General features: G+C 74.8%; 20 protein-coding genes. 14 read left to right on the top strand and 6 right to left on the bottom strand.

Annotated features, from left to right (window positions below; genetic code table 11):
* Nucleotides 1-69: 69 nt before the first annotated feature.
* The 6 genes from ahcY (at nucleotide 70) to raiA (ending at nucleotide 7,538) form a co-directional block, all read left to right on the top strand.
* Nucleotides 70-1,566 carry an adenosylhomocysteinase gene (gene ahcY, locus DQ239_RS02700; protein ID WP_113832737.1) on the top strand — a complete coding sequence of 499 codons (1,497 nt, stop codon included), beginning with the start codon at nucleotides 70-72 and terminating at the stop codon, nucleotides 1,564-1,566.
* A gap of 154 nt (nucleotides 1,567-1,720) precedes the next feature.
* Complete coding sequence (mtrA, locus tag DQ239_RS02695) at nucleotides 1,721-2,437, top strand: MtrAB system response regulator MtrA (RefSeq protein WP_091765714.1); 717 nt, start codon at nucleotides 1,721-1,723, stop codon at nucleotides 2,435-2,437.
* A gap of 59 nt (nucleotides 2,438-2,496) precedes the next feature.
* Nucleotides 2,497-4,215, top strand: a complete 1,719-nt coding sequence (gene mtrB / locus DQ239_RS02690) for an MtrAB system histidine kinase MtrB (RefSeq protein ID WP_113832736.1) — start codon at nucleotides 2,497-2,499, stop codon at nucleotides 4,213-4,215.
* A complete protein-coding gene (locus DQ239_RS02685; RefSeq protein WP_113832735.1) occupies nucleotides 4,212-5,939 on the top strand; it encodes an LpqB family beta-propeller domain-containing protein in 1,728 nt (575 codons plus the stop codon). Before mtrB ends, DQ239_RS02685 begins: the two co-directional genes overlap by 4 nt.
* An 86-nt stretch (nucleotides 5,940-6,025) precedes the next feature.
* The gene (locus DQ239_RS02680) at nucleotides 6,026-6,817 is read left to right on the top strand and encodes a ComF family protein (protein WP_233488674.1); all 792 of its coding nucleotides are present in this window, start codon (nucleotides 6,026-6,028) and stop codon (nucleotides 6,815-6,817) included.
* Nucleotides 6,818-6,857: 40 nt separating this feature from the next.
* Nucleotides 6,858-7,538, top strand: a complete 681-nt coding sequence (gene raiA, locus DQ239_RS02675; protein ID WP_113832734.1) for a ribosome-associated translation inhibitor RaiA — start codon at nucleotides 6,858-6,860, stop codon at nucleotides 7,536-7,538.
* 90 nt (nucleotides 7,539-7,628) lie between these two features.
* On the opposite strand, the gene DQ239_RS02670 is transcribed toward raiA, so the two are convergent.
* Nucleotides 7,629-8,123, bottom strand: coding sequence for a GNAT family N-acetyltransferase (locus DQ239_RS02670; RefSeq protein WP_113832733.1), 495 nt, complete (start codon nucleotides 8,121-8,123; stop codon nucleotides 7,629-7,631).
* A gap of 60 nt (nucleotides 8,124-8,183) precedes the next feature.
* Nucleotides 8,184-8,576, bottom strand: coding sequence for a PPOX class F420-dependent oxidoreductase (locus tag DQ239_RS02665; RefSeq protein ID WP_113832732.1), 393 nt, complete (start codon nucleotides 8,574-8,576; stop codon nucleotides 8,184-8,186).
* 83 nt (nucleotides 8,577-8,659) lie between these two features.
* Between DQ239_RS02665 and secA the strand changes: the two genes are divergently transcribed.
* Nucleotides 8,660-11,641 (top strand): preprotein translocase subunit SecA, encoded by a 2,982-nt coding sequence (gene secA, locus DQ239_RS02660; RefSeq protein ID WP_113832731.1) that lies wholly within the window; start codon nucleotides 8,660-8,662, stop codon nucleotides 11,639-11,641.
* A 104-nt stretch (nucleotides 11,642-11,745) separates the two neighbouring features.
* Here secA and DQ239_RS02655 read toward each other — a convergent pair whose 3' ends face one another.
* Both DQ239_RS02655 and DQ239_RS02650 read right to left on the bottom strand, forming a co-directional pair.
* Nucleotides 11,746-12,291, bottom strand: a complete 546-nt coding sequence (locus DQ239_RS02655; RefSeq protein WP_113832730.1) for an Rv3235 family protein — start codon at nucleotides 12,289-12,291, stop codon at nucleotides 11,746-11,748.
* Nucleotides 12,292-12,337: 46 nt separating this feature from the next.
* Complete coding sequence (locus DQ239_RS02650; RefSeq protein WP_113832729.1) at nucleotides 12,338-13,069, bottom strand: hypothetical protein; 732 nt, start codon at nucleotides 13,067-13,069, stop codon at nucleotides 12,338-12,340.
* 98 nt (nucleotides 13,070-13,167) lie between these two features.
* On the opposite strand from DQ239_RS02650, the gene DQ239_RS02645 reads away from it, so the two are divergent.
* Nucleotides 13,168-13,734: a hypothetical protein gene (locus DQ239_RS02645; protein WP_113833276.1), complete on the top strand. Its 567-nt coding sequence runs from the start codon at nucleotides 13,168-13,170 to the stop codon at nucleotides 13,732-13,734.
* A gap of 36 nt (nucleotides 13,735-13,770) precedes the next feature.
* Here the strand turns inward: DQ239_RS02645 and DQ239_RS02640 are convergent, their stop codons facing one another.
* The gene (locus DQ239_RS02640; protein ID WP_113832728.1) at nucleotides 13,771-13,995 is read right to left on the bottom strand and encodes a helix-turn-helix domain-containing protein; all 225 of its coding nucleotides are present in this window, start codon (nucleotides 13,993-13,995) and stop codon (nucleotides 13,771-13,773) included.
* A 200-nt stretch (nucleotides 13,996-14,195) separates the two neighbouring features.
* On the opposite strand from DQ239_RS02640, the gene DQ239_RS02635 reads away from it, so the two are divergent.
* The 4 genes from DQ239_RS02635 (at nucleotide 14,196) to DQ239_RS02620 (ending at nucleotide 18,252) form a co-directional block, all read left to right on the top strand.
* The gene (locus DQ239_RS02635; RefSeq protein WP_113832727.1) at nucleotides 14,196-14,939 is read left to right on the top strand and encodes an SAF domain-containing protein; all 744 of its coding nucleotides are present in this window, start codon (nucleotides 14,196-14,198) and stop codon (nucleotides 14,937-14,939) included.
* The gene (locus DQ239_RS02630) at nucleotides 14,939-16,234 is read left to right on the top strand and encodes a chromosome partitioning protein (protein WP_113832726.1); all 1,296 of its coding nucleotides are present in this window, start codon (nucleotides 14,939-14,941) and stop codon (nucleotides 16,232-16,234) included. The genes DQ239_RS02635 and DQ239_RS02630 overlap by 1 nt, the downstream gene beginning before the upstream one ends.
* Before the next feature lie 69 nt (nucleotides 16,235-16,303).
* On the top strand, nucleotides 16,304-17,683 hold the full coding sequence (locus DQ239_RS02625; protein WP_113832725.1) for a wax ester/triacylglycerol synthase family O-acyltransferase: 1,380 nt from the start codon (nucleotides 16,304-16,306) through the stop codon (nucleotides 17,681-17,683).
* Nucleotides 17,684-17,739: 56 nt separating this feature from the next.
* Nucleotides 17,740-18,252: a hypothetical protein gene (locus DQ239_RS02620; RefSeq protein WP_113832724.1), complete on the top strand. Its 513-nt coding sequence runs from the start codon at nucleotides 17,740-17,742 to the stop codon at nucleotides 18,250-18,252.
* 6 nt (nucleotides 18,253-18,258) lie between these two features.
* On the opposite strand, the gene DQ239_RS21250 is transcribed toward DQ239_RS02620, so the two are convergent.
* A complete protein-coding gene (locus tag DQ239_RS21250; RefSeq protein ID WP_113832723.1) occupies nucleotides 18,259-22,431 on the bottom strand; it encodes an FtsK/SpoIIIE domain-containing protein in 4,173 nt (1,390 codons plus the stop codon).
* A gap of 154 nt (nucleotides 22,432-22,585) precedes the next feature.
* Here DQ239_RS21250 and DQ239_RS02610 point away from each other — a divergent pair, with 154 nt between their 5' ends.
* On the top strand, nucleotides 22,586-22,879 hold the full coding sequence (locus tag DQ239_RS02610) for a WXG100 family type VII secretion target (RefSeq protein ID WP_091766067.1): 294 nt from the start codon (nucleotides 22,586-22,588) through the stop codon (nucleotides 22,877-22,879).
* A 216-nt stretch (nucleotides 22,880-23,095) separates the two neighbouring features.
* Complete coding sequence (locus tag DQ239_RS02605; protein ID WP_113832722.1) at nucleotides 23,096-23,605, top strand: MaoC family dehydratase; 510 nt, start codon at nucleotides 23,096-23,098, stop codon at nucleotides 23,603-23,605.
* The last annotated feature ends 8 nt before the right edge of the window (nucleotides 23,606-23,613 follow it).

Raw genomic sequence — 23,613 nt, 5'->3', positions numbered from 1 at the left:
CGGGGATCGAAGCGACCCTGCATCCGACTGCACCGCCCGGCCGCCGCGCCGGGCCCACCTGGAGCTCACATGACCGCCAGCACCGGCACCCGCACGCTGTCCACCCCCACCGGCGAGGCCGACTTCAAGGTCGCCGACCTCTCCCTGGCCGGCTTCGGCCGCAAGGAGATCCAGCTCGCCGAGCACGAGATGCCCGGCCTCATGGCGCTGCGCGCCGAGTACGGCGACGCCCAGCCGCTGGCCGGCGCCCGCATCGCCGGCTCGCTGCACATGACCGTGCAGACCGCCGTCCTCATCGAGACCCTGACCGCGCTGGGCGCCGACGTCCGCTGGGTCAGCTGCAACATCTTCTCCACCCAGGACCACGCCGCCGCCGCGATCGTCGTCGGCGAGGGCACCCCCGAGGAGCCCGCCGGCGTGCCGGTCTTCGCCTGGAAGGGCGAGACCCTCCCCGAGTACTGGTGGTGCACCCAGCGCCTGTTCGAGTTCCGCGACGAGAGCGGCGAGGTCGTCGGCCCGAACATGCTGCTCGACGACGGTGGCGACGCCACGCTGCTGGTCCACCTCGGCACCCGCTTCGAGGCCGACGGCGTCGTCCCCGACACCACCGACGCGGACTCCGAGGAGTACGCGGTCATCCTCGACGTCCTGCGCGGCACGCTGGCCGAGGACCAGGGCTACTGGACCCGCATCGGCCAGGGCATCAAGGGCGTCACCGAGGAGACCACCACCGGCGTCATGCGGCTCTACGAGCTCGCCCGCGACGGGCGCCTGCTCTTCCCGGCGATCAACGTCAACGACTCGGTCACCAAGAGCAAGTTCGACAACCTCTACGGCTGCCGCCACTCGCTCATCGACGGCCTCAACCGCGCCACCGACGTCATGATCGGCGGCAAGGTCGCCGTCGTCTGCGGCTACGGCGACGTCGGCAAGGGCTGCGCGGAGTCCCTCCGCGGCCAGGGCGCGCGCGTGATCATCACCGAGATCGACCCGATCTGCGCCCTCCAGGCCGCCATGCACGGCTACGAGGTCACGACGCTGGACGAGGTGATCGGCAAGGCCGACATCGTCATCACCACGACCGGCAACAAGGACATCATCACCGCCGAGCAGCTGGCCTCGACCAAGCACCAGGCGATCATCGGGAACATCGGCCACTTCGACAACGAGATCGACATGGCCGGCCTGGCCCGCACCCCGGGCGTCGTGAAGACCAACATCAAGCCGCAGGTCGACGAGTGGCGGTTCGAGGACGGCCACACGATCATCGTGCTCTCCGAGGGCCGGCTGCTGAACCTGGGCAACGCCACCGGGCACCCCAGCTTCGTGATGAGCGCGTCGTTCTCCAACCAGACGCTGGCGCAGATCGAGCTGTGGACCAACCGGGCCGCCTACGAGGGCCAGACCCCCGGCGTCACCGTGCTGCCGAAGAAGCTCGACGAGCACGTGGCCCGGCTCCACCTCGACGCCTTGGGCGTGAAGCTCACCGAGCTCACCAAGGTGCAGGCCGACTACATCGGCGTCCCGGTCGAAGGCCCCTACAAGAGCGACCACTACCGCTACTGAAAGGACCACCCTTCCCCCCGGACCTCGCACGCTCGGCCCGGGCCCCTGAAGGGTGGCCTTCCAGCCCACACCAGGGCTGGACCTGCACGTCAGAAGCATGAGGAAAGCGGCTCACCCGGACGGGTGGGCCGCTTTCCTGGACCGACAGCGCAGAATGGTCGCCGTGCCACCCACCGCTCCGCAGAACGGGCCCAGCCGCGGCCGTGTCCTCGTCGTCGACGACGACGCCGCCCTCGCCGAGATGCTCGGGATCGTGCTGCGCCGGGAGGGGTACGAACCGGCGTTCGTCTCCGACGGCAACCGCGCCCTCGGGGTCTTCCAGCAGACCCGGCCCGACCTGGTCCTGCTGGACCTGATGCTGCCCGGCCGCAACGGCCTGCAGATCTGCCAGGACATCCGGACCCAGTCCACGGTGCCGATCGTCATGCTCACCGCCAAGGGCGACACCATCGACGTCGTCCAGGGGCTGGAGGCCGGCGCCGACGACTACGTCACCAAGCCGTTCAAGCCCGTCGAGCTGGTCGCCCGGGTGCGCGCCCAGCTGCGCCGCGGGGAGACCGGGCAGGCCGAGAGCCTGGCCATCGGCGACGTGCAGATCGACGTGCCCGCCCACCAGGTCACCCGCGACGGCGTGCCGGTCGCGCTGACCCCGCTGGAGTTCGACCTGCTGGTCGCCCTGGCCCGCAAGCCCCGCCAGGTGTTCACCCGCGAGCTGCTGCTCGAGCAGGTGTGGGGCTACCGCCACGCCGCCGACACCCGGCTGGTCAACGTCCACGTGCAGCGGCTGCGCGCCAAGATCGAGAAGGACCCCGAGAAGCCCGAGGTCGTGCTCACCGTGCGGGGGGTCGGTTACAAGGCGGGCCCGCCGTGACCGGTCCCGCCGGGGCCGGCGTCCCCGCGTAGCACCGCCGCTCCGGCGACAATGGCCGCGTGACCGCCACCCGAACGCCTCCGGTGGACACCGGCACGCCCGGGACACCGGAGCCCGGGCGTCCCCGGCGCGCGCCGGACGCGGCGCGCATCCGGCGGGCGCTGCGCCGCCGGGCCGGCGTCCTCCGCCGGCGGGTCCGGCTGACCACGCGCCGTGCCGCCAGCCGCGCGGTGCACGCCTGGCGGTCCTCGCTGCAGGTGCGCATCGGCGCCATCACGATGGTCGTGGCCGGCACCGTGGTGATCATCGTGAGCCTGGTGCTGTTCAGCCAGATCCGCGACCAGCTGCTGAGCGTGAAGCGGCAGGCGGCGGTCGACCAGGCGCAGGCCGGCGTGCTGTACGCGCAGGAGGAGATCACCGGCGGCATCGCCACCGGGGACGCCTCGAGCGTGCGGGCCACGCTGGACCGGACGGTCAGCGCCCTCCAGCAGCGCGGCGGCGCGGCCGGCGACTTCGACGTCGTCATGACCTACCGGACGGGGGACCGGGAGGTCCCCGGTGCCAGCCGTGCGTTCATCTACGCGGCGCTGCCCGTGGACCTCCGGGCCGACGTCGACGGCGGCAACCAGTCCTACCGCTACGCCGAGATCCCCGACGCCGCGGGCGAACCCCGGGCGTCCCTGGTCGTCGGCGCCCCGGTGCAGGGCGGCACCGCGGGCAGCGCCCAGATCGAGCTCTACTACGTCTTCCCGCTGAGCCAGGAGGCCGAGAGCCTCTCGCTCATCCGCAGCACGGTGGTGATCAGCGGGTTCGCGCTCACGATGTTCGTCGTCGGCATCGCCGTCCTGGTGACCCGCCTGGTGGTCGACCCCGTCCGGCAGGCCGCCGGCACCGCCCAGCGGCTGGCCGAGGGTCAGCTCGAGGAGCGCATGCTCGTCCGCGGCGAGGACGACCTCGCCCGGCTGGCCACCAGCTTCAACGCCATGGCCGACAGCCTCCAGCGGCAGATCACCCAGCTGGAGGCGCTCTCCCAGCTGCAGCAGCGCTTCACCTCCGACGTCTCGCACGAGCTGCGGACCCCGCTCACCACCGTCCAGATGGCCGCCGAGGTGCTGCACGAGGCGCGGGGGGACTTCCCGCCGCACGTGGCCCGCTCGGCGGAGCTGCTGCGCGCCGAGCTGGACCGGTTCGAGAGCCTGCTCACCGACCTGCTGGAGATCAGCCGCTACGACGCCGGGGTCGCGGTGCTCGACGCCGAGCCGACGGACCTCGGTGCGCTGGTCGCCCGCGTGGCCGCCGGGATGTACTCCCTGGCCGAGCGGCACGGCTGCGAGCTCGTCGTCGACCGCCCCGACGAGGACGTCATCGCCGAGGTCGACGCGCGACGGGTCGAGCGGATCCTGCGCAACCTCGTCGGCAACGCGATCGAGCACGGCGCCGGGCAGCCGGTGGAGATCACCCTGGCCGCGAACCCCACGGCCGCCGCCGTGACCGTGCGCGACCACGGGGTCGGGCTCACCTCGGCCGACGCGCAGCACGTCTTCGACCGCTTCTGGCGGGCCGATCCCTCCCGGGTTCGCAGCGTCGGGGGCAGCGGGCTGGGCCTGTCGATCAGCCTGGAGGACGCCCGGCTGCACAAGGGCTGGCTGCAGGTGTGGGGGCAGCCGGGCTCCGGCGCCCAGTTCCGGCTGACCGTGCCCCTGGCCGCCGGCGGCGAGCTCACCGGCTCGCCGCTGCCGCTGCGCCCCGCCGTCCTCCGCCCGGGGAGACCGTCGTGAGCCGCCGGACCGGTGCGCCGGCCCTGGCCGCCGCGCTGCTGCTGGGCGGGACCGCCTGCTCGATCGTGCCCACCAGCTCCCCGACGGTGCAGATCACCCAGGCGCCGGAGCGCCCGGCGCCCGACTTCGTCAGCGAGCCGCTGCCCCCCGCCCGGGGAGCCGCCCCCGAGGACGTCGTCCGCGGGTTCATCGACGCGGCGGCCAGCAGCGTGAGCGAACGCCCGGTGGCCAAGGAGTACCTGACCCCCGAGACCGCGGAGACGTGGTCCGACGCCGGCGGCATCACGATCATCAGTCCGGGGTTCGCGACGGCGGCCAGCGAGACCGGGTCGGTCGTGGTCACCGCGGACCTCGTGGGCACCGTCGACCAGCGCGGCATCTTCACCGTGGCCGGCACCGAACCGTTCAGCTACGTCTTCCCGCTGGTCGAGGTCGACGGCGAGTGGCGGATCAGCGACCCTCCCGAGGGCCTGGTCATCCTCGAGACCGACTTCGAGCGGCTCTACGACCCCGTCGACGCCTACTTCCTCGATCCCACGCTCCGGCAGCTCGTCCCCGACCCGCGCTACCTCATCGGCGGGGAGGCCCAGCCCACCGCTCTGGTGGAGCGCCTGGTCCAGGGGCCGTCCGCGGCGCTGGCGGCCGGGGTGAGCAACCCGATGGCCGGTGCGGGGCTCGCCCGCACGGTCACCGTCGACGACCAGGTCGCCACCGTCGACCTCACCGACCTGGACATCGACGCCACGACCCCGTTGCGCGAGCTCAGCGCGCAGCTGGTGTGGAGCCTGACGCGGCTCGACGACCTGGTCATCCGCTCCGTCGTGATCACCCTCGACGGCGAACCGCTGCCGCTGGACGGCGTCCCCCTCGAGCAGACGACCGACGACTGGACCGCCTTCGACCCCGACGCGACGCCCTTGGAGACCGTCGGGCACTACCTGGACGCCGGCCTGCTGCGCACCGTCGAGGACGGGGCGCCGGCCCCGGGCCCGGCCGGGAGCAGCGGCTACGGGCTCTCGTCGGCCGCGGTGTCGGCCGACGCCCGCACCGGTGAGCTGACCTTCCTCGCGGGGGTGCGCCCCGAGGCCGGGCAGGCGACGCTGCTGGCCGGGCCGTACGGCGGTGAGCTGGCCCCGGTGCTGACCGCGCGGACGCTGAGCGCCCCCACGGTGGCGGCCATCCGCCCGGAGGTGTGGGTGGTGCGCGACGGCGTGGAGATCGTCCGCGTCCCGGCCGGCAGCCGGCCGCAGGCGGTCAGCGCCCCGACGCTGGCGGGGCTGGGTCGGGCGCAGCTGATCGAGCTGTCGCCGGACGGCGTGCGCGTCGCGGTCGTGGTCACCGACCCGCAGGGCGTCCCGCGCCTGCACGTGGGCACCGTGGTCCGCAGCGAGGAGGGCGGGGTCGCCGTCCGCGACCTCCCGCAGGTCGCCCCCACGCTCTCGCCGGTGGTGGACGTGGCCTGGCGGTCCAACGGCGAGCTGTGGGTGCTGGCCGGCGACCCGGGGGAGGAGGCGCCGTACTCGCTGGGCGTCGACGGCTGGGGGCTCGCCCAGCTGAGCAGCGCGGGACTGCCGGATCAGCCGACCTCTCTGGGAGCCGCCCCGGGGCGGGAGCCGCTGGTCGTCGCCGACGGCCGGCTCTGGCAGTGGGCGCGCGGCTCGTGGGTGACCCTCGTCCCCGGGCGGGAGCCGCTGGCCGGGTCGGCGCCGTTCTACCCCCTGTAGGCCGACCCCGTCCACAGCAGGCCGACCCCGTCCACCGCCCGCCCCGTACGCCCGGGTGAGCGTCGGGACGGGGCCTACGGTGCGGTGTGACCGGGGTGCTGCGCGATGTCGGGTCCGCGCTCGCCGACCTCGTCCTGCCGCGCACCTGTGCCGGCTGCGGGCTGCCCGGCCACCTGCTGTGCCGCCGCTGCGCCGCCCTGCTCGCCCGCCCGCACCTGGCCGCTCCGCGCCGCTTCCCGGAGGGCTTTCCGCCCACGGTCGCCGCCGGCGCCTACGACGGCGCGGTGCGGCCCGCCGTCCTGGCGTTCAAGGAGCGCGGCCGCGCCGAGCTGGCCCGACCGCTGGGGACGGCGCTGGCCCTCGCCGTGGCCGCCGTCGTCTCCGCCGTCCCCGGCTCGCCCGGGGAGGTGGTGCTGGTGCCGGTGCCCAGCTCGGCCGCCGCCCTGCGCACCCGGGGCCGGGACCACGTGCGGGAGCTGACCGGCCGCGCCGTCCGCGAGCTGCGGGTGGCCGGGCTGCCGGCGTCCCAGCACCGGCTGCTGCGCCGGCACGGCCGGGTGCGCGACTCCGCCGAGCTCTCCGCCGGGCAGCGGCGGGCGAACCTCGCGGGCACCTTCGGGCTCGCCCCGGAGGCCGCCGCGGCGCCGGGCCTCCTGGTCCTCGTCGACGACGTCGTGACCAGTGGCGCGACGCTCACGGAGGCGGCCTCGGTGCTCGCCGCACTGACCCGTCCGGGCGGTCCGCCGGTGCTCGGGGCGGTCGTCGCGGCCACGCCCCGGACCCCCGCGCGGGCCCGATCCGACGGTGTTCCGCGCCCGTCCGGCGGCCCCTCCGGCCAGGGCACTGATCGACTGTCGGGACGGTGGTGGAGGGACTAGCGTCGAAGCGACCAACGCCGGATGTTCACCGGGAGGTCCCATGGAGATCGTCGTTCGCGGCCGCAACGTCGAAGTTCCCGAGCACTACCGACAGCACGTCGAGGACAAGGTCGGGTCCACCGACCGGTTCGACGGGAAGCTGAAGATCCTCCGGATCGACGTGGAGCTCCAGCACGAGAAGAACCCACGCCAGTCCGCGAACTGCCAGCGGGTGGAGATCACGCTCCGCGGCAAGGGGCCGGTGGTCCGCGCCGAGGCGTCCGGCCCCGACTTCTACGCCGCACTCGACCTCGCGGCGGCCAAGCTGGACAACAGCCTGCGCCGCGCGGCCGACCGCCGGCGCGTCCACCACGGCCGGCGCACCCCCGCCAGCCTGCGGATGGCCGACAACGTCGTCCTCGGAGCCGGCGACGTCACCGGGCCGGCGCCCGACCTGAACGGGGCCGACGCTCCGCAGGGAACCGAGCCGGACGAGCACCTCCCCGGACAGATCGTCCGCGAGAAGCACCACCCGGCCACGCCGATGCACGTCGACCAGGCCCTCCACGAGATGGAGCTGGTCGGCCACGACTTCTACCTCTTCCTGTGCGCCGACACCGGGCAGCCGACAGTCGTCTACCGCCGGCACGCCTTCGACTACGGCCTGATCCGGCTGGAGCCGGTGGCCGAGGACGGCGCCACGGCGCAGCAGGTCGCCGAACCGCAGACCGCCACGGTCTGACACCCGCCGGAGGGGCGGATCGTCGTCCGCGTGCGCGGACACGGCAGGACCTGCCGCAGCACCGTGCACGCGGACGACGACGACCGGGGCTCAGTCGTCCGGCAGTCGGGAGAACAGCGCCGCGTCGCCCCACGAGCCGTCGCGGTAGTCCAGGCACCGGCGGACGACGCCCTCCCGCACGAATCCCGCTCGCCGGGCCACCGCCTGGGAGGCGACGTTCTCGACGTCGGCCAGCAGGTGCACCCGGGGAGCGCCCCGGCCCAGACCCCAGTCCGCCAGCGCGCGGGCGGCCTCCGCCGCGTACGCCCGACCCCGTGCCCAGGGTGCGATCCAGTAGCCGACCCCCGGACCGAGGTGTCCCGGGGTGAAGTGCAGGCCCGCCGACCCGACGAACTCCCCGTCGGCCTCGACCGCGGTGAGCAGCCCGTGCCCCTCGGCGCGCGCCTGCACGGTGGTCTCGGTGGCGAACCGGACGGCGTCGGCCTCGGTGTAGGGCGACGGCACCCGCAGCCAGCGCTGGATGTCGGGGTCCTGGCAGGCGCGGAACACCGCATCGGCGTCGTCGGGCCGGTAGGGGCGCAGCACGAGCCGGCCCCCTGCAGGGGCCCGCCGCGAGCCCGCGAGTGGCGGGGGGCAGGGGGTGTTTCAGGCGTTGCCAAGCACCCGGTCGACCGATATCTCGATGACCACGCGGGCCGGGTTCTCCCGGGGCTGCCGGTAGCGCTGCGCGTAGCGCTCGACGGCGTCGGCCACCGACGCGGCGTCGTCCTTCACGACCGCCGTCCCCTCGAGGGTGAGCCACCGGGCGCCGTCGACCTGGCAGACCGCGACGCGCCCCTGCCCGTCGCGGACGTGCCGGGCCTTGGCCGACGTGCCCGAGGTGATGACCCGCGCGGTGGCGGTGGCCGCGTCGTAGGTGACCCCGACCGGGACGACGTGCGGGCTGCCGTCGGTGCGCAGCGTGGTGAGCGTCGCCAGGTGCCGCTCGGTGAGGAACGCGAGCGTGGCCGGAGGGAGGTCTGCGGGATTCCTGGACACGTGCGGGAGGCTAGAGGAGGCGCGGCGACGGCTCGGGCCGCTTTCGGGACCGCCTTGCCAGGTCGGCCGCCTACGCTGGGGTCGTGGTGTTCCAGAAGATCCTCCGCGCCGGCGAGGGCAAGCAGGTCCGACGACTCTCCAAGATCGCCGACGCGGTCGACTCCCTGGCCGACGACTACGTCGACCTCACCGACGCCGAGCTGCGCGCGAAGACCGACGAGTTCAAGCAGCGGTACGCCGACGGGGAGTCCCTCGACGAGCTGCTTCCCGAGGCCTTCGCCGTCGTCCGCGAGGCGGCCACCCGCACGCTGGGCCAGCGGCACTTCCGGGTGCAGCTCATGGGCGGTGCGGCGCTGCACCTGGGCAACATCGCCGAGATGAAGACCGGTGAGGGCAAGACCCTCACCGGCGTGCTGCCGGCCTACCTCAACGCCCTGACCGGCAAGGGCGTGCACGTGGTCACCACGAACGACTACCTGGCCTCCCGCGACGCCGAGTGGATGGGCCGGGTGCACCGGTTCCTGGGGCTGACCGTCGGCACGATCGTCTCCGGCCAGCCGCCGGCCACCCGCCGCGAGAAGTACGCCTGCGACATCACCTACGGCACGAACAACGAGTTCGGCTTCGACTACCTGCGCGACAACATGGCGTGGAGCAAGGCCGACCTGGTGCAGCGCGGCCACCACTTCGCGATCGTCGACGAGGTCGACTCGATCCTCATCGACGAGGCCCGCACCCCGCTGATCATCAGCGGCCCGGCCGAGTCCAGCGCCAAGTGGTACGGCGAGTTCGCCCGCATCGTGCCGCTGATGAAGCGCGACGTGCACTACGAGGTGGAGGAGGCCAAGCGCACGGTCGCCGTCACCGAGGAGGGCGTGGAGTTCGTCGAGGACCAGCTCGGCATCGACAACCTCTACGAGGCGGTCAACACCCCGCTGATCGGCTACCTGAACAACGCGCTCAAGGCCAAGGAGCTGTTCAAGCGGGACCAGCAGTACATCGTCACCAACGGCGAGGTCCTCATCGTCGACGAGTTCACCGGCCGCGTGCTGTCGGGCCGTCGCTACAACGAGGGCATGCACCAGGCCATCGAGGCCAAGGAGAAGGTGAAGATCAAGGACGAGAACCAGACGCTCGCCACGATCACCCTCCAGAACTACTTCCGGCTCTACGAGAAGCTCTCCGGGATGACCGGTACGGCGCAGACCGAGGCCGCCGAGCTGCACCAGACCTACAAGCTGGGCGTCGTCCCGATCCCGACGAACCGGCCGATGATCCGCGAGGACCGCGCCGACGTCATCTACAAGACCGAGACGGCGAAGTTCGACTCCGTCGTCGACGACATCGCCGACCGGCACGAGCACGGCCAGCCCGTCCTCGTCGGCACCGCGAGCGTCGAGAAGTCCGAGGTGCTGTCGAAGTTCCTGCTCAAGCGGGGCATCCCGCACGAGGTCCTCAACGCCAAGAACCACGCCCGTGAGGCCGCGATCATCGCGATGGCCGGGCGTCCGGGTGCGGTCACCGTCGCCACCAACATGGCCGGCCGAGGCACCGACATCCAGCTCGGTGGCAACGCCGAGTTCATCGCCGACGAGGCGCTGCGGGCCCGCGGGCTGTCCCCGGCCGAGACGCCGGAGGAGTACGAGGCCGCCTGGGACGCCGCGCTGAAGGCCGCGCAGACGCAGGTGAAGGCCGAGCACGAGCAGGTCGTCGAGGCCGGCGGGCTCTACGTGCTGGGCACCGAGCGGCACGAGAGCCGCCGCATCGACAACCAGCTGCGCGGCCGGTCCGGCCGTCAGGGCGACCCGGGGGAGTCGCGGTTCTACCTCTCCCTGGGCGACGACCTGATGCGCCGCTTCAACGGCCCGATGCTCGAGTCGATGATGAACACCCTGCGGGTGCCCGACGACCAGCCGATCGAGTCGAAGATGGTCAGCCGGGCGATCAAGTCCGCGCAGACCCAGGTCGAGCAGCAGAACTTCGAGGTCCGCAAGGACGTCCTCAAGTACGACGAGGTGCTCAACCGCCAGCGCACCGTCATCTACGACGAGCGGCGCAAGGTGCTCGAGGGCGCCGACCTGCACGAGCAGCTGCGGGCGATGGTCGACGACGTCGTCTCCGCCTACGTCGACGGCGCGACCGAGACCGGGTACGCCGAGGACTGGGACCTCGAGCTGCTGTGGGCCGGCCTCAAGGCGCTGTACCCGGTGGGCGTGACCATCGAGGACGTCGTCGAGCGGCTGGGCGGCGGCGACCAGGCCGAGCTCGGCGCCGAGGCGCTCAAGGCCGAGCTGCTCGCCGACGCGCACCGTGCCTACGACGCGCGCGAGGAGGCCCTCGGCTCGGAGGTCATGCGCGAGCTGGAGCGGCGAGTGCTGCTGTCGGTCCTGGACCGCAAGTGGCGCGAGCACCTCTACGAGATGGACTACCTGCGGGCCGGCATCCACCTGCGCGCGATGGCCAACCGCGACCCGGTCGTGGAGTACCAGCGCGAGGGCTACGACATGTTCAACGCGATGCTCGACGGCATCAAGGAGGAGTCGGTCGGCTTCCTGTTCAACCTCGAGGTCAAGACCAAGGACGAGCAGGAGGCCGAGGCCAAGGCCAAGCAGGACGAGGCCGAGGCCAAGGCGCTCGCCGCCGCGCAGGAGGGGACGGCGCGGGTGCTGGCCCGCCAGGCCGCCGAGGCCAAGGCGAAGGCTGCCGCTGCCGAGGCCGCCCATCAGGCGCACTCCGCCGGCGCTGCTCCTTCTCCGGCCGCACCGACGGCCCGGCGCTCGGGCGCCGCGCGCACGGCGCAGCCGGCGGCCGCCACGGCGGCTCCGGCCGTGTCTCCGTCGGGCACCGGGCCGGAGCTGCAGGTCAAGGGCCTGGACGAGGTACGCCCGCCGGAGAACCTGACCTACTCCGCACCGAGCCTCGACGCCTCGGCCAAGGACTCCGGCCGGGCGAAGGCGGCCAAGACGGCGACGGTGAGCGGCACCAAGGAGACCCCGCGCAACGCGCCCTGCCCGTGCGGGTCGGGCAAGAAGTACAAGCAGTGCCACGGAGCAGCGGGTGCCTGACCCGCTGACCTGACGAACGCCCCGCCGACCACCCGGTCGGCGGGGCCAGAAGGACCCCGTCCCCCTCGACCCTCGCAAGCTCGGGCCGAGCCTCCGGACGGGGCCTAGCCGATCTGCAGGGCGGTGCAGCGCCACCGGCCGTCGATGCCCTCGAGCCGGGCGGCCACGGCGTGCGCCCGCCCACCGCGCCGGGCGACCGCGCTGACCTCGGCCACGCCGTCCACGGGTTCGCACACGTGCAGCGGCCCCACCAGGAGCGGGGCGGTCCCCTCGGCGCACCACCGCGGGCGGCGGCCTCCCGCCACGGCGGCGAAGACGCCGGGTGAGGTGAGGGCCTGGAGCTGACCGACCGGACGGCGGCCGGCGAGCACCTCCAGCGCCAGCGTGATCACGCGCCGGCCGGCGACACCGGCGTCGGGGAGATCGGCCCGCAGCGTCCAGGCCGGCCCGAACTCGTCGGTCCGCGGCCCCGGGCCCACGAGGCGGGGGCGTGGGCCGGGCCGGTGGGGAGGCCGGGGCACGGCGACGCCGGGGAGGACCAGGCGCAACGGCGGCCGGTCGTCCCGTAGCGGGGGCTGCGGGGTGGGGACGCGGACGAGGCGCAGGGCGGGCGCGGCGGGCGTGGCGGTCGGGTGGACGGGCGCGGTCATGGTTTCTCCGGAGGGGGGACGGCGGTCGAGGAGGGGGCGGGCGGCGTCACGCGGGTGGTGGGCGCAGCACCTGCCCGGGGAGGAGGACGTCGGGGTCGGGACCGATGACTGCCGCGTTGGCGGTCCACCAGGCGGAGGTGGCCCGGGCGGTCTCGGCGGCGGTGGCGGTCCGGCCGAGCCGGCCGGACAGGTGGGCCGCGGCGATGTCCCACAGGCAGTCGCCGCGCACGACGACGTGGTCGCCGGTCGCGGGAGGCGCCGGCCAGTCGGGCACCGCGGACGCCGCGGACGCCGCGGGCGCCGTGGGATCGCCGGCAGCCCCCGGCCAGTCCGGGAGCGCGCCGGTGGTCGGGTGGGCGCCGGGCCAGTCCGGGACCGGCGCCGTCTCCGCTGCCGCGGCGGGTGCGGTGACCACCACGAGCGTGGTGCCCGCGATCGGGGCGGTGACCCCCAGCCCGATGCCCAGTGCCAGGGCTGCGCTGCGGCGGGCGGCGCGGGGGAGGACGACCCCGGTGAGCACGTCGGCGGCCTGCCCGGCCATCCCGGGCAGCGCGGACGCGGCGGTGAGCAGCAGCCCCACGGCCCCCCAGGCCCAGACGCCCCAGGCCGCCAGGCCCGCGCCTGCGAGCACGAGGGCCTCGGGCCCGGCGGAGTCGGCCGTGCGCTGGGCGTCCAGGAGGTCACCCGCCATGTCGGCGAGGGGTGGCGTCAGCACCGCCAGCACCCAGGCCACGGCGGCCATGGCGGCGGTGGTGCTCAGCAATCGGCGCAGGGACATGCGGCCTCCTCGACGTTGGTCAGCGGCCATGAAAGCAACCAAATGCAAGCAAACGCAAGTCAAAGCAGCAATCTAAGCTGTGGATGGAGGTGGTCGCGGTGCGCTGGCAGCAGCTGTTCGCCGATCTGGAGGCCCGGTTCGACGCCGAGCAGGAGGCGGCCGAGCGGGCGGAGACGTCGTCGCGGGCGCGGCACGAACTGGGGAGCGTGCGCTTCGTCGACCGGCTCGCGGGAGCGGTCGGCTCGCCGGTCGTCCTGCTCTGCCGAGGTGCCGGCCAGGTCTCGGGCACGGTGAGCGAGGTGGGCAGCGACTGGCTGCTCCTGGACGACGCGGGCCGGGAGCTCCTCGTGGCGACGGCGGCGGTTCGTGCGGTCGGCGGCGTGGGCCGGCGCACCGCCGCGCCGGAGGAGCCGGGATGGGTGGCGGGCCGACTGGACCTGCGCCGCGCCCTGCGCGGCCTGGCCCGCGACCGGGCAGCGGTCCGGATCGTCCTCGACGAGGGCACGTCGCTGAACGGGACGATCGACCGGGTCGGAGCGGACTACCTGGAGCTGGCCGAGCACCCAGCCGATCTGCACCGCCGTGCCGCGGCGGTCCAGGGCGTCCGGACGGTGCTCATCGACGCCGTGGTGGTGGTCCGGACGGCGCAGCCGGGTCTGGGCTGAGCGTCGCCCGGCCGGTGCTGCCGGGCGCGAGGGCGGCTACTCGGCGTCCGCGTTCTCGGCCGGGATCGTGCTGCCGCGGGCCTCGGCGTACTTCTGCTGGATGAAGCGCTCGAGCTCGTCGACCTCGACGCGCCACTGGCCGCGCCCACCGATCTGGATCGCGATGAGCTCCTTGCGACGCACCAGCGCGTAGGCCTGCGACCACGACACGTTGAGGATCTCGGCGACGTCGTCCAGCGTCAGGAAGCGGGGCGTGGGCATGGGGTCCTCTCCATCCGGTGCCGCCAGTCTGTCAGCCGCACCGGTGACCCGGAGCGGCTGTCCACACCCGAACGTGTGGATGACGCGAGCGGGCGAACGCATCCATGACGCATCATCTGCACCCGAATGCCGTCATGTCGCGTCGACAGCAGGCGACGCGCCGCGTCGTGAGGTCGACGCGCAGGAGAGGTGAGCGCGTTGTGACCGCCGTCCGTCCAGCTCCGCCCGCCACGACCGCGCTCCCGCCGGGGCCGGCGCCGCGCCGGGTCCGCCCACCGCGGTGGCTGGACCTCCGGCTCCTGCTCGGCGTCCTGCTCGTCCTGGGCTCGGTGCTGCTCGGCGCGCGGGTGGTCGGTGCCGCCGATGCCACGGTCCCGGTGTGGGCGGCCTCGGGTGACCTGGCCGCGGGCACGGAGCTCGACGCGGACGACCTCGTCGCCGTCGAGGTGCGCCTGGACGACACCGCGGACGCCTACCTGTCCACCGCGACCCGGCCCGAGGGGCGCACCCTCGCGCGGGCCGTCCGGGTTGGTGAGCTGGTCCCCGGCTCCGTCCTGGACGAGCCGGAGGACCTGGTCCAGGTGGCCCTGCCGGTGCAGGCCGGGTACGTGCCTCCGGGGCTCCGGCGCGGCGGTCTGGTCGACGTCTACGCGGTGGCGGACCCGGCGGTGGGGGACACGAAGGCGACCGGCGGCACGGTGACCGCTGTCGTCGAGCGGGCGCCGGTGCAGGCGCTCTCCGGCCGGACCGAGGGCGTCCTCTCCACGCCCACCACGACCGTCCAGGTGGTCGTGTCGGTGCCGCGGGACGAGGCGGCCGACGTGTTGGCCGCGATCGGCGGCCGACCGCTCGTCGTCGTGGTGCACGACTCGGTGGAGTCCGCATCGGCGGAGGCCGGCAGCGGTCCGTCCGGCGCGACGCCGTCCACGAGGCCGGCCGGCTGATGGCCGTCCAGGTGTTCACGGCGGTCACCGGGGCCGCGTGGGAGTCCTCGCTGGTCGGTGCGCTGGACCGGTCCGACCACGGCGTCACGGTGGTGCGCCGCTGCGTGGACGTCTCGGAGCTGCTCGCCGCCGCGGCGACCGGCACCGGGCAGGCGGCGTTGCTGTCCGCCGAGCTGCGCCGGCTGGACGGTGACGCGGTCGCCCGGCTCGCGGCTGCCGGCGTCGCCGTCGTCGGCCTGGTGGAGCCGGGCGACGAGAAGGCGGCGGAGCGGTTGCGCCAGCTCGGGGTGCCCCACGTGCTCCCCGCAGACTCCGACGCGGAGGTCATCGCGCAGGCGCTGCGGGAGGCGGTGGCGGGTGCCCCTGGAGCGCCGCGGGACATCGCCGATCCGCAGTCCGCCCTGCCGGCCCTGGGCCTGCCGGCGCCCGACGAGGAGCGTCCCGTCGGACGGGGCCGGCTCGTCGCGGTCTGGGGGCCGACGGGTGCACCGGGGCGGACGACGGTGGCGGTCGGTCTCGCCGACGAGGCGGCCCGGTTGGGTGTCTCCAGCCTGCTGGTCGACGCCGACGTCTACGGCGGGGTCGTGGCCCAGGTGCTGGGTCTGCTCGACGACTCCCCGGGCCTGGCCGGTGCGGCCCGGCAGGCCGGAGCGGGCACGCTGGACTCCGCGGCCCTGGTCCGACTGGCCTGGTCGGTGCGTCCGCAGCTGCGGGTGCTGACCGGACTGGCGCGGGCCGACCGGTGGCCGGAGCTGCGCCCCCGTGCCGTCACCACGGTGCTGGAGGAGGCCCGCCGGCTGGCGGAGCTGACGGTCGTGGACTGCGCCTTCAACCTCGAGGACGACGAGGAGCTCTCCTTCGACACGGCGGCACCGCGCCGCAACGGGGCGACGCTGGCCGTGCTCGAGGCCGCGGACACGGTGCTGTGCGTCAGCGGCGCGGACCCCGTGGCACTGCAGCGCTGCGTGCGGGCGCTCGACGACCTGCGCGAGGTGCTGCCCGACGTGTCGCCGGTGCTGGTCGTGAACCAGGTCCGGCGCGGCCCGGTCGCCGGGGACCCGGAGCGGGAGATCTCCGCGGCGCTGGAGCGCTTCTCGGGCCGGGACGTCGCCTTCTTCCTCCCGGCCGACCGCCGGGCGACCGACGCCGCCCTCGCCGCCGGGCGCACGCTGGCCGAGGTGGGACCGGGATCGGCCCTGCGCGCGGGGCTCCGGAGCATGGCCGCGGTCCTCGCGCAGGTGCCGGAGCCGGTGTCGGGCCGGCGGGGTCTGCGGGGGATCCGCCGGGTGGGGTGATCCGTGCGGTGTCGGGCCGCAGGGGTTCGTCGTAGCGTGGACGCTCGCCCCCGACCCGTGAGGAGCTCGATGGTCGAGCGGCTGAGCCCGTTGGACGCCTCGTTCCTGTACCTCGAGGAGCCGGCCACGCCCATGCACGTCGGTGGGCTGCTGATCCTGGACGCGCCCCCCGGCGGCCTCGACGCGCTCGCGGCGCTGGTCGAGGCGCGGCTCCCGCTGGTGCCCCGCTACCGGCAGCGGGTGGCCGAGGTGCCCGGGCACCTGGCCGATCCGGTGTGGGTCGACGACCGGGATTTCGATCTCGCCCTCCACCTGCGGCGCTCCCGGCTGCCGCGGCCGGGTACCGAGGCGCAGCTGCTGGACCTGGTGTCGCGGCTCGAGTCCCGGCCGCTGGACCGCAACCGCCCGTTGTGGGAGGCCTACCTGATCGAGGGGCTGAGCGGCGGACGCGTGGCCGTCATGACCAAGACGCACCCCGCGCTGGTCGACGGGCTCAGCGCGATCGACATCGGGCAGGTGCTCCTCGACGTCGACCCGGAGGCGGTGCCGCCCGAGCCGGTGGAGTGGCACCCCGCCCGGGCGCCGGGGAACGCGGAACTGGTCCTGCAGGCCCTGGACGAGTACGTCCGGCGGCCCTCCTCGCTGGTGGCCGTGCGGCACGCCGCGGCGACCGACCTCCGCTCGGCCGCGGTGCGGATCGGGGGCGTCGCGGGCGGGTTGCTCCGCGCGGTGCGGTCGACGCTCCTCCCGGCCCCGCGCACCCCGCTCAACGGGCCGGTCAGCCGGCAGCGGCGGGTGGCGGTGGCGCGGGCTCGGCTCGGCGACCTCACGCGGATCCGCGCGGCGCACGGCGGCACCGTCAACGACGTCCTGCTGGCGGTGCTGACCGGGGCCCTGCGTGAGTGGCTGCTCTCGCGCGGGGAGCCGGTGGTCGCCGGGACGACGGTTCGCGCGCTGGTGCCGGTCTCGCTGCAGGACGACGAGCGGGGGTCGGGCAGTCGCGTGACCTCGCACCTGGTCGACCTGCCGGTGGGCGAGCCGAACCCCCGGGTGCGGCTGGCCCGGCTCGGCTACGCGATGCGGAGCATCGGGGACCCGGGCCGCTCGGTGACCGCGGACGGCCTGATCGCGCTCACCGGGTTCGCACCGCCGACCCTGCACGCACTGGGAGCGCGCGCGGCCCGGGGGTTGTCGCGGCGGCTGTTCAACCTGGTGATCACCAACGTCCCCGGTCCGCAGGTGCCGCTGTACGCGGCCGGCGCGCAGATGCAGGAGGTGTTCCCCGTGGTTCCCCTGGCGCGCGGGCAAGGGCTGTCCATCGGGATGACGAGCTACAACGGCACGGTGTTCTTCGGCTTCAACGCCGACCGGGACAGCGTCGGCGACGTGGACGTGCTCGCGGACATGACCCATCAGCAGGTGGCCGAGCTGCTGGAGGCGGCCGGCTGACGGACCCGGCGTCCGGGATACCGTCGCCGTTCCATCTACGACAGGAGGCAACCGGCGTGCGCGTGTACCTGCCGACCACCACGTCCGTGCTGCGGACGCTGCTGGACGAGGGCCTGCTGACCGGCCCGCACACGGCGTTCGCCGTCACCCCGCAGCTGCGCGAGTTCTACGAGCGCAGCGACCCCTCCGCCGACCTCGAGGAGCTGGAGTACGCCGCGCTGCTGACCGCGGCGCGCGCCAGCCTCCGGCTGCTCGACGTGGATCCCACGGCCGTCCGACGGCGGGTCGTCCTCGCCGCCGACGTGCCGGACGACCAGGTGGAGGTGATGGACGACCCGCACGTGGAGCGGGGCGCGGTGCGGGTCCGCGCCGACATCCGGATGCGGGACGTCGCCAGCGCGCACATCGACGACAGCGAGGCCGAGGACGACGTGCGGGCCGCGGTGAACGTGGTCCTGGAGGCCGACCTCGGCAGCGAGGACGCGCAGTTCGTCGTCGACCAGGCCGAAGGGCACGAGCTGGCCTGGTACGCGACGCAGGAGCTGGGGCCGGCGCTCGAGCTGCTCTGAGGCCGGTCATCGATCCGGCGCTGTCCGGGCCACCTGCACGCGCTGGGGAACCCCGTCGACGACCAGCCAGCCGCTGCCCGGCCGCTCGGGCAGCGGCAACCTCGGCAGGCGGATCCCGAGAACCTCGGCGTCGGCGGGTCCCGGGCAGAGCAGCAGACCGGTCCGGGCGCGGCGGAGCGCAGCCACCGGGCCCTGGTAGTGGCCGGTCAGCATCCCGGGACTGCCGGCCGCCAGGAGCACGATCCCCGTCCCGGCACCGGTCCGGGGCAGGGCGGCGAGCCCGGCGTACTCGGAGACCGGGCCCAGGTCGTCGGCCACCAGGATGCCGCGCCGGCCGCGCAGGGACTCCGCCCAGGCCAGCACCGCGGTCGGATCCGCCGCGTCCAGCCGGCGCTCCGGCCCGCTCTCCGCCGGCGCGCCGTAGGCCGGCGACAACCGGGCGACCTCGCCGTCGTCCCCGGCGAGCCGCCGGGCGATCGACTCGAGCGCCGTCGTCCGGCCGCTCCGCGGTGGTCCGACGACCAGCAGCCCACCGGTGCGGTCGAGGTCGAGGGCGAGCAGGGAGCCGTCGTCGCCCCCCGGCCCGATGGTCACCCGCCACTCCCGCGCAGGAGCCTCGTCCGCCCGGACCGGTTCCGCCGGGAGGACGGGAGCGGCCGGGAGGTCGACGACGCGCACCGGCTCGGTCCCTGCTCCAGCTCCCTGCCGGTCGACGAGGCGGGGTGCCGACGCCGGGGGAAGCGCCAGCTGGCACTCCAGCGCGTCCTCGCCGAGGAGGGCGCGGCCGGGCGGCCGATGCGCCGGGACGGCACGCGCCGGAACGCCGGCGACCGCGTAGTCGGCCCGGTCGGGGAGCGGCAGCAGCAGCCGCATCCGTGCCGCCGCCGCGAGGCGCCCACCGGGCAGCGCCCGGTCGGCGGTCAGCACGCAGGTGATGCCCACCGCGGCGCCGTCGCGGACCAGCCGCAGCAGCCCGTCCGATCCCCGGCCGGGCTCGGCCTCGTCGAGCAGCGCCCCGACCGCCTCGGCCCCGTCGACCAGCAGCAGCACCAGGGGCGCGGGCGGCCCCGGCGGTGCGGCCCGTCGGGCCTCCACCTCGCGGGAGAGGCGATCGAGCAGCCGCACGGTGCGGAACGCGTCGCCGCCGCCGATCGTCGTGCCGGCGTGGGGGAGCGCCGCGGCCTCGGCGCTGAGCCCGCCACCCGCGGTCTCCAGCACGTGGACGTGCAGCTCTCCGGGGCCGAGCCGGGCCGTCGCCGCTCGCAGCACCGAGCGCAGCAGCGTGGTCCGCCCGCTGCGCGGACCACCCACCGCCAGGATGCCGCCGCCGACGGCCAGGTCGAGGTGCAGCGGTTCGCGGGTCTGCCGGTCGGGTCGGTCCACCAGGCCGATCGGGAGGACGGTCCTGCCCCGTTCGGCCGCACGGCCGGACGCGGTCGCGTCGAGGTCGGTCGGCGCGAGCACGTCGGGCAGCGGCGGCTGCCAGGGGCGGTGCGGCGCGGGGGTGCCGCGGACCGCCGCCGCCCGGGACAGGGCGTCGACCAGGCGGGACAGGTCGGTGGGTCCGGCGGCCGACCGTCGTCCGGGACGTGTCGCTGCGGGCCAGGACCAGCGATGGGCCGCCGGCCCGTCCGGTGTCGTCACCACCGGGACGGCGACGCGCGCCACCTGCAGCACGCGTGGTTCGCCGCTGCCGCGGCGCAGGAGCGCCCGGCCGGGGAGGTGCACCGGCAGGTGGGCCGCGGCGGGGGTGCCCACGACGTCGCGGGAGTCGGCCTCGTCGGTGGTGCGCAGGCAGATGCGCAGGGTGCAGTTGGCGCGGATCTCGGGGGAGACCACGCCTCCGGGCCGTTGCGTGGCCAGGACGAGGTGGATCCCCAGCGAGCGGCCGCGCTGGGCGATCCCGATCAGCCCGGGCACGAAGCCGGGCAGCTCCTCGGCGAGCGTGGCGAACTCGTCGACCACGATCACCAGGCGCGCCAGCGCGACGGTCGCCGGCAGCGCGGCCAGGTCGGAGACGCCGTGCGCGGCCAGCAGGGCCTCGCGGCGGGACAGCTCCGCGGACAGGGACCGCAGCGCCCGCGCGGTGGTCGAGCCGTCCAGGTCGGTGAGCACGCCGACCGTGTGCGGCAGGCCGGCCGCCTCGGCGAAGGCGGCCCCGCCCTTGTAGTCGACCAGCAGGAACGTGCACCGGTCCGGGGGGTGGTTCAGCGCCAGACCGGCGATCAGCGACTGCAGCAGCTCCGACTTCCCCGAGCCGGTCGTCCCGGCGACCAGCGCGTGCGGACCGTCCCGGCACAGATCGACGGCCACCGGCCCGTCCGCCGAGCGCCCCAGGGTGGTGCGGAGCGCGTCGCGTGCGTCCGACCAGCGTCCGGCTGTGGCGTCGGCCGGCGCCTCGGGGAGCGTGCAGCCGGGGAGCTCCAGCAGGCGCACCTCGTCCGCCAGCGCGGCGCCTGCGCTCGCCGGCACCAGGTCGGCGAGGTCGCGTGCCAGGTCGGCGCCCACGTCCACGGAGATCCGGTCGACGAGCACGGCGGTGCGGTCGGCGCAACGGTCCTGGGTGAGGACGCCGGTGTTCGCTGTCTCCCCGGCGAGGGTGAGCGAGGCGTCGACGGCGACCGGCAGCTCTCCGGACGCCTCCGCGGTCGCGAGGAGCGCGATGCCGGCCTCCCGGCCGGCGCGGAGGAGAGCCGCCGTCCGCCCGTCGACCTGCCGGTCGACGACCACCACGGTCCGGCGGGCCGCGCCATCCGGCCGCGGGTGACCGACCTGGGCGAGGAAGGACCGCAGGGAACCCCCGGACGCGGCCGTGGTGTCCTCCGCGTCGACGTGCACCCAGCCCGCGGGCAGGTGGGGCAGCCAGCGGGCCCACGTCCAGTCGGCGACGCGGTCGTGGCGGGTCAGCAGCACCAGCCCCAGGCCGTCCGGGGCATGCAGGGTGACGAGCTGGGCGAGCACGGCACGCACCGCCCCGAGCGCCTGCTCTCGTGGGCCGACGAGGGCCAGACCGCCGGTAGCGGTCAGGTCGACGCACACGGGCACGTGCTGGGCGATCTCCCGCTCCGCCCGCCCGTCCTCCTCGCGGCGGGTGACCCGGACCGGCCCCGGCCCGGTGCCGACGCGGACCACGAGCGGATCGGAGCCGGCCGACCGGCGGCTCCACACCAGCACGGAGCGACGCCGCACCGCAGCGGCGATCGCCGCCGGATCCGGGTGCTCCGTCTCCGCGGCCCGGACGTCGGCCCGGACCGCCGCCTCGATCCGGCCGTGGGCGGCGGCCAGCTCGTCGCGGTAGGCCGCCCGCTCGCGCCGCGTGCTGCGTCGACCGGTCCAGCGGTCGGAGGCCCACGTGCCCAGGGCGACCAGCGGGCTGAGCAGGGCGAAGAACAGGAACGTCGGGGTGCGCAGCAGCCAGGCCAGGAGCACGCCCCCGACCGCCGGCAGGAGGACCGCGACCCAGGCAAGGCGCCGACGGGGTGCCTCCGCCGGGGGCCGGGGGAGGGCCACCTCGCACTCCTCGTGGAGCATGCGCAGCCGGTGCGGAGGACGGATCACGCTGCGCCCACCCACGTGCGGTTCGAGGACCGCCGGCGGATCGGTGCTGCTGCTGACCGCCAGGGAGGTGGCGCCGAGCCGCAGCCGGGCGGCCGGCGGCCACGGACGGAAGACGTCGTCCAGCGGGGCGTCGTCCAGCAGGCTGCCGTTGGTGGACCCGAGGTCACGGACCTCCACGGCGCCGTCGCCGACCCGGATCTCCAGGTGCCGCCGGCTGATGTCCGGATCGCGGATCCGCACGGTGCACCCCTCCGCGCGTCCCACCACGTGCACTCCCCGCGCCAGCGGCAGGCGGCGCCCCGCGTCCGGTCCGCCGGCCACCTGCAGCTCCATCGGCCCGTCCACGGGGGCCGGGGAAGCGGGCGGCGGTTCCAGGCCGAGGAGTGCTCCGTGCCGCACCGCGGGAGAGCTGAGCGGGAGCTCGGCGTCGAGCCGGGCCGCCCCGGACCACAGCCCGCCGACGGGCACGCCGAGGGCGCGGCGTAGGACGGGCAGGACGTCGGCCACGCGGTGGCCGTCGTCCGCGGTGACGACGACGTCGACGGCGCCCTCGGCTCCGCGGAGCGTCCAGGAGCGCGCCGACCGCGTGCGGCGGTCGCCGGGGGACGGAGGTGGGGTCACCGGCGCATCCTCGCCGGACGCGACCGCCCGCGGTGCCGCTCCGTCCGAGACTGTGGACAACGGTGCCGGCTGTGGACGGACGGGCGCCGAACCGTCTCCGTCGTCCTAGCGTTCGCCCCCACCGGGACGGTCCCGGGACGAGGAGGAGATCTGCGTGAAGGTCGACATCGCCACGCTCCAGTCGATGGCGGGGCAGTGCCGCGCCGAGGCCGCGGAGAGCACGGCGCGGCACGCCACCCTGTCCGGCAACATCAACACGTCGGTGCTCGACGGCTGGACCGACAGCCAGGCGGCGCTGCAGTTCACCGAGCTCTACGAGCAGTGGCGTCGGTCCGCCCAGGGGGTGAGCGACGCCCTCAACGGCATGGGCGGTCTGCTCACCGGGGTGGCCGGCTCGTACCAGCAGCACGAGGCCGACATGGCCGCCCGCATCGGCGCGCTGCTCTGAGGCCCGACCGCGGCGGCCGGGCGGTGGCGACGCCGGCCCGGCCCCGCGGTCGCCCGTCCGGGGCACTCGGCGTGCGTGCCAGAGGGGCGTCCGTAGGATCACGACCCGTCCAGACGGGTCACCGGAGCTCAGGTGTTCGGTCGGCTGCCGGGCCCCGGTGGTCGTCCCCGCCCTGCCGCGGTCGATCCGCACGCGCGTCGAGGTCGGGAGCGGTTCATGCAGTTCGGTCGGTACTACGAAGAGTTCGAGGTCGGTGCGGTCTACAAGCACTGGCCCGGGAAGACCGTCACCGAGTACGACGACCACCTCTTCTGCCTGATCACGATGAACCACCACCCGCTGCACATGGACGTGAACTACGCGGAGAACACCACCGACTTCGGCAAGAACGTCGTCGTCGGCAACTACATCTACTCGCTGCTGCTCGGCATGAGCGTCGCCGATGTCTCCGGCAAGGCCATCGCCAACCTGGAGGTCGAGTCGCTGCGCCACGTCGCGCCGACCTTCCACGGCGACACGATCTACGGCGAGACGACGGTCCTCGACAAGACCGAGTCCAAGTCCAAGGACGACCGCGGCGTCGTCTACGTCGAGACCATCGGCTACAAGCAGGACGGCACGATCGTCTGCATCTTCCGCCGCAAGGTCATGGTGCCCAAGCGTTCCTACGGCGAGAGCCGCGGCGGCGAGCAGCCCGGCCGCCCGGAGCCCAAGCCGCGCGGCTGAGTCGCACT

Origin of the sequence: Blastococcus sp. TF02-09, from assembly GCF_003319105.1 — a bacterium.
GTDB lineage: Bacteria > Actinomycetota > Actinomycetes > Mycobacteriales > Geodermatophilaceae > Blastococcus.
The sequence above is the reverse complement of the archived record's forward strand: the minus strand, read 5'-3'. Positions and strand labels throughout refer to the sequence as shown.

Bases quoted from the DNA above. Each gene is read 5' to 3' on its own strand.
- DQ239_RS02655 (WP_113832730.1), bottom strand. From the start codon at position 12,291: ATGACCGCGCCCGTCCACCCGACCGCCACGCCCGCCGCGCCCGCCCTG.
- mtrA (WP_091765714.1), top strand. From the start codon at position 1,721: ATGGTCGCCGTGCCACCCACCGCTCCGCAGAACGGGCCCAGCCGCGGC.
- DQ239_RS02640 (WP_113832728.1), bottom strand. From the start codon at position 13,995: ATGCCCACGCCCCGCTTCCTGACGCTGGACGACGTCGCCGAGATCCTC.
- DQ239_RS02630 (WP_113832726.1), top strand. From the start codon at position 14,939: ATGGCCGTCCAGGTGTTCACGGCGGTCACCGGGGCCGCGTGGGAGTCC.
- DQ239_RS02650 (WP_113832729.1), bottom strand. From the start codon at position 13,069: ATGTCCCTGCGCCGATTGCTGAGCACCACCGCCGCCATGGCCGCCGTG.
- ahcY (WP_113832737.1), top strand. From the start codon at position 70: ATGACCGCCAGCACCGGCACCCGCACGCTGTCCACCCCCACCGGCGAG.
- raiA (WP_113832734.1), top strand. From the start codon at position 6,858: ATGGAGATCGTCGTTCGCGGCCGCAACGTCGAAGTTCCCGAGCACTAC.
- DQ239_RS02605 (WP_113832722.1), top strand. From the start codon at position 23,096: ATGCAGTTCGGTCGGTACTACGAAGAGTTCGAGGTCGGTGCGGTCTAC.
- DQ239_RS02625 (WP_113832725.1), top strand. From the start codon at position 16,304: ATGGTCGAGCGGCTGAGCCCGTTGGACGCCTCGTTCCTGTACCTCGAG.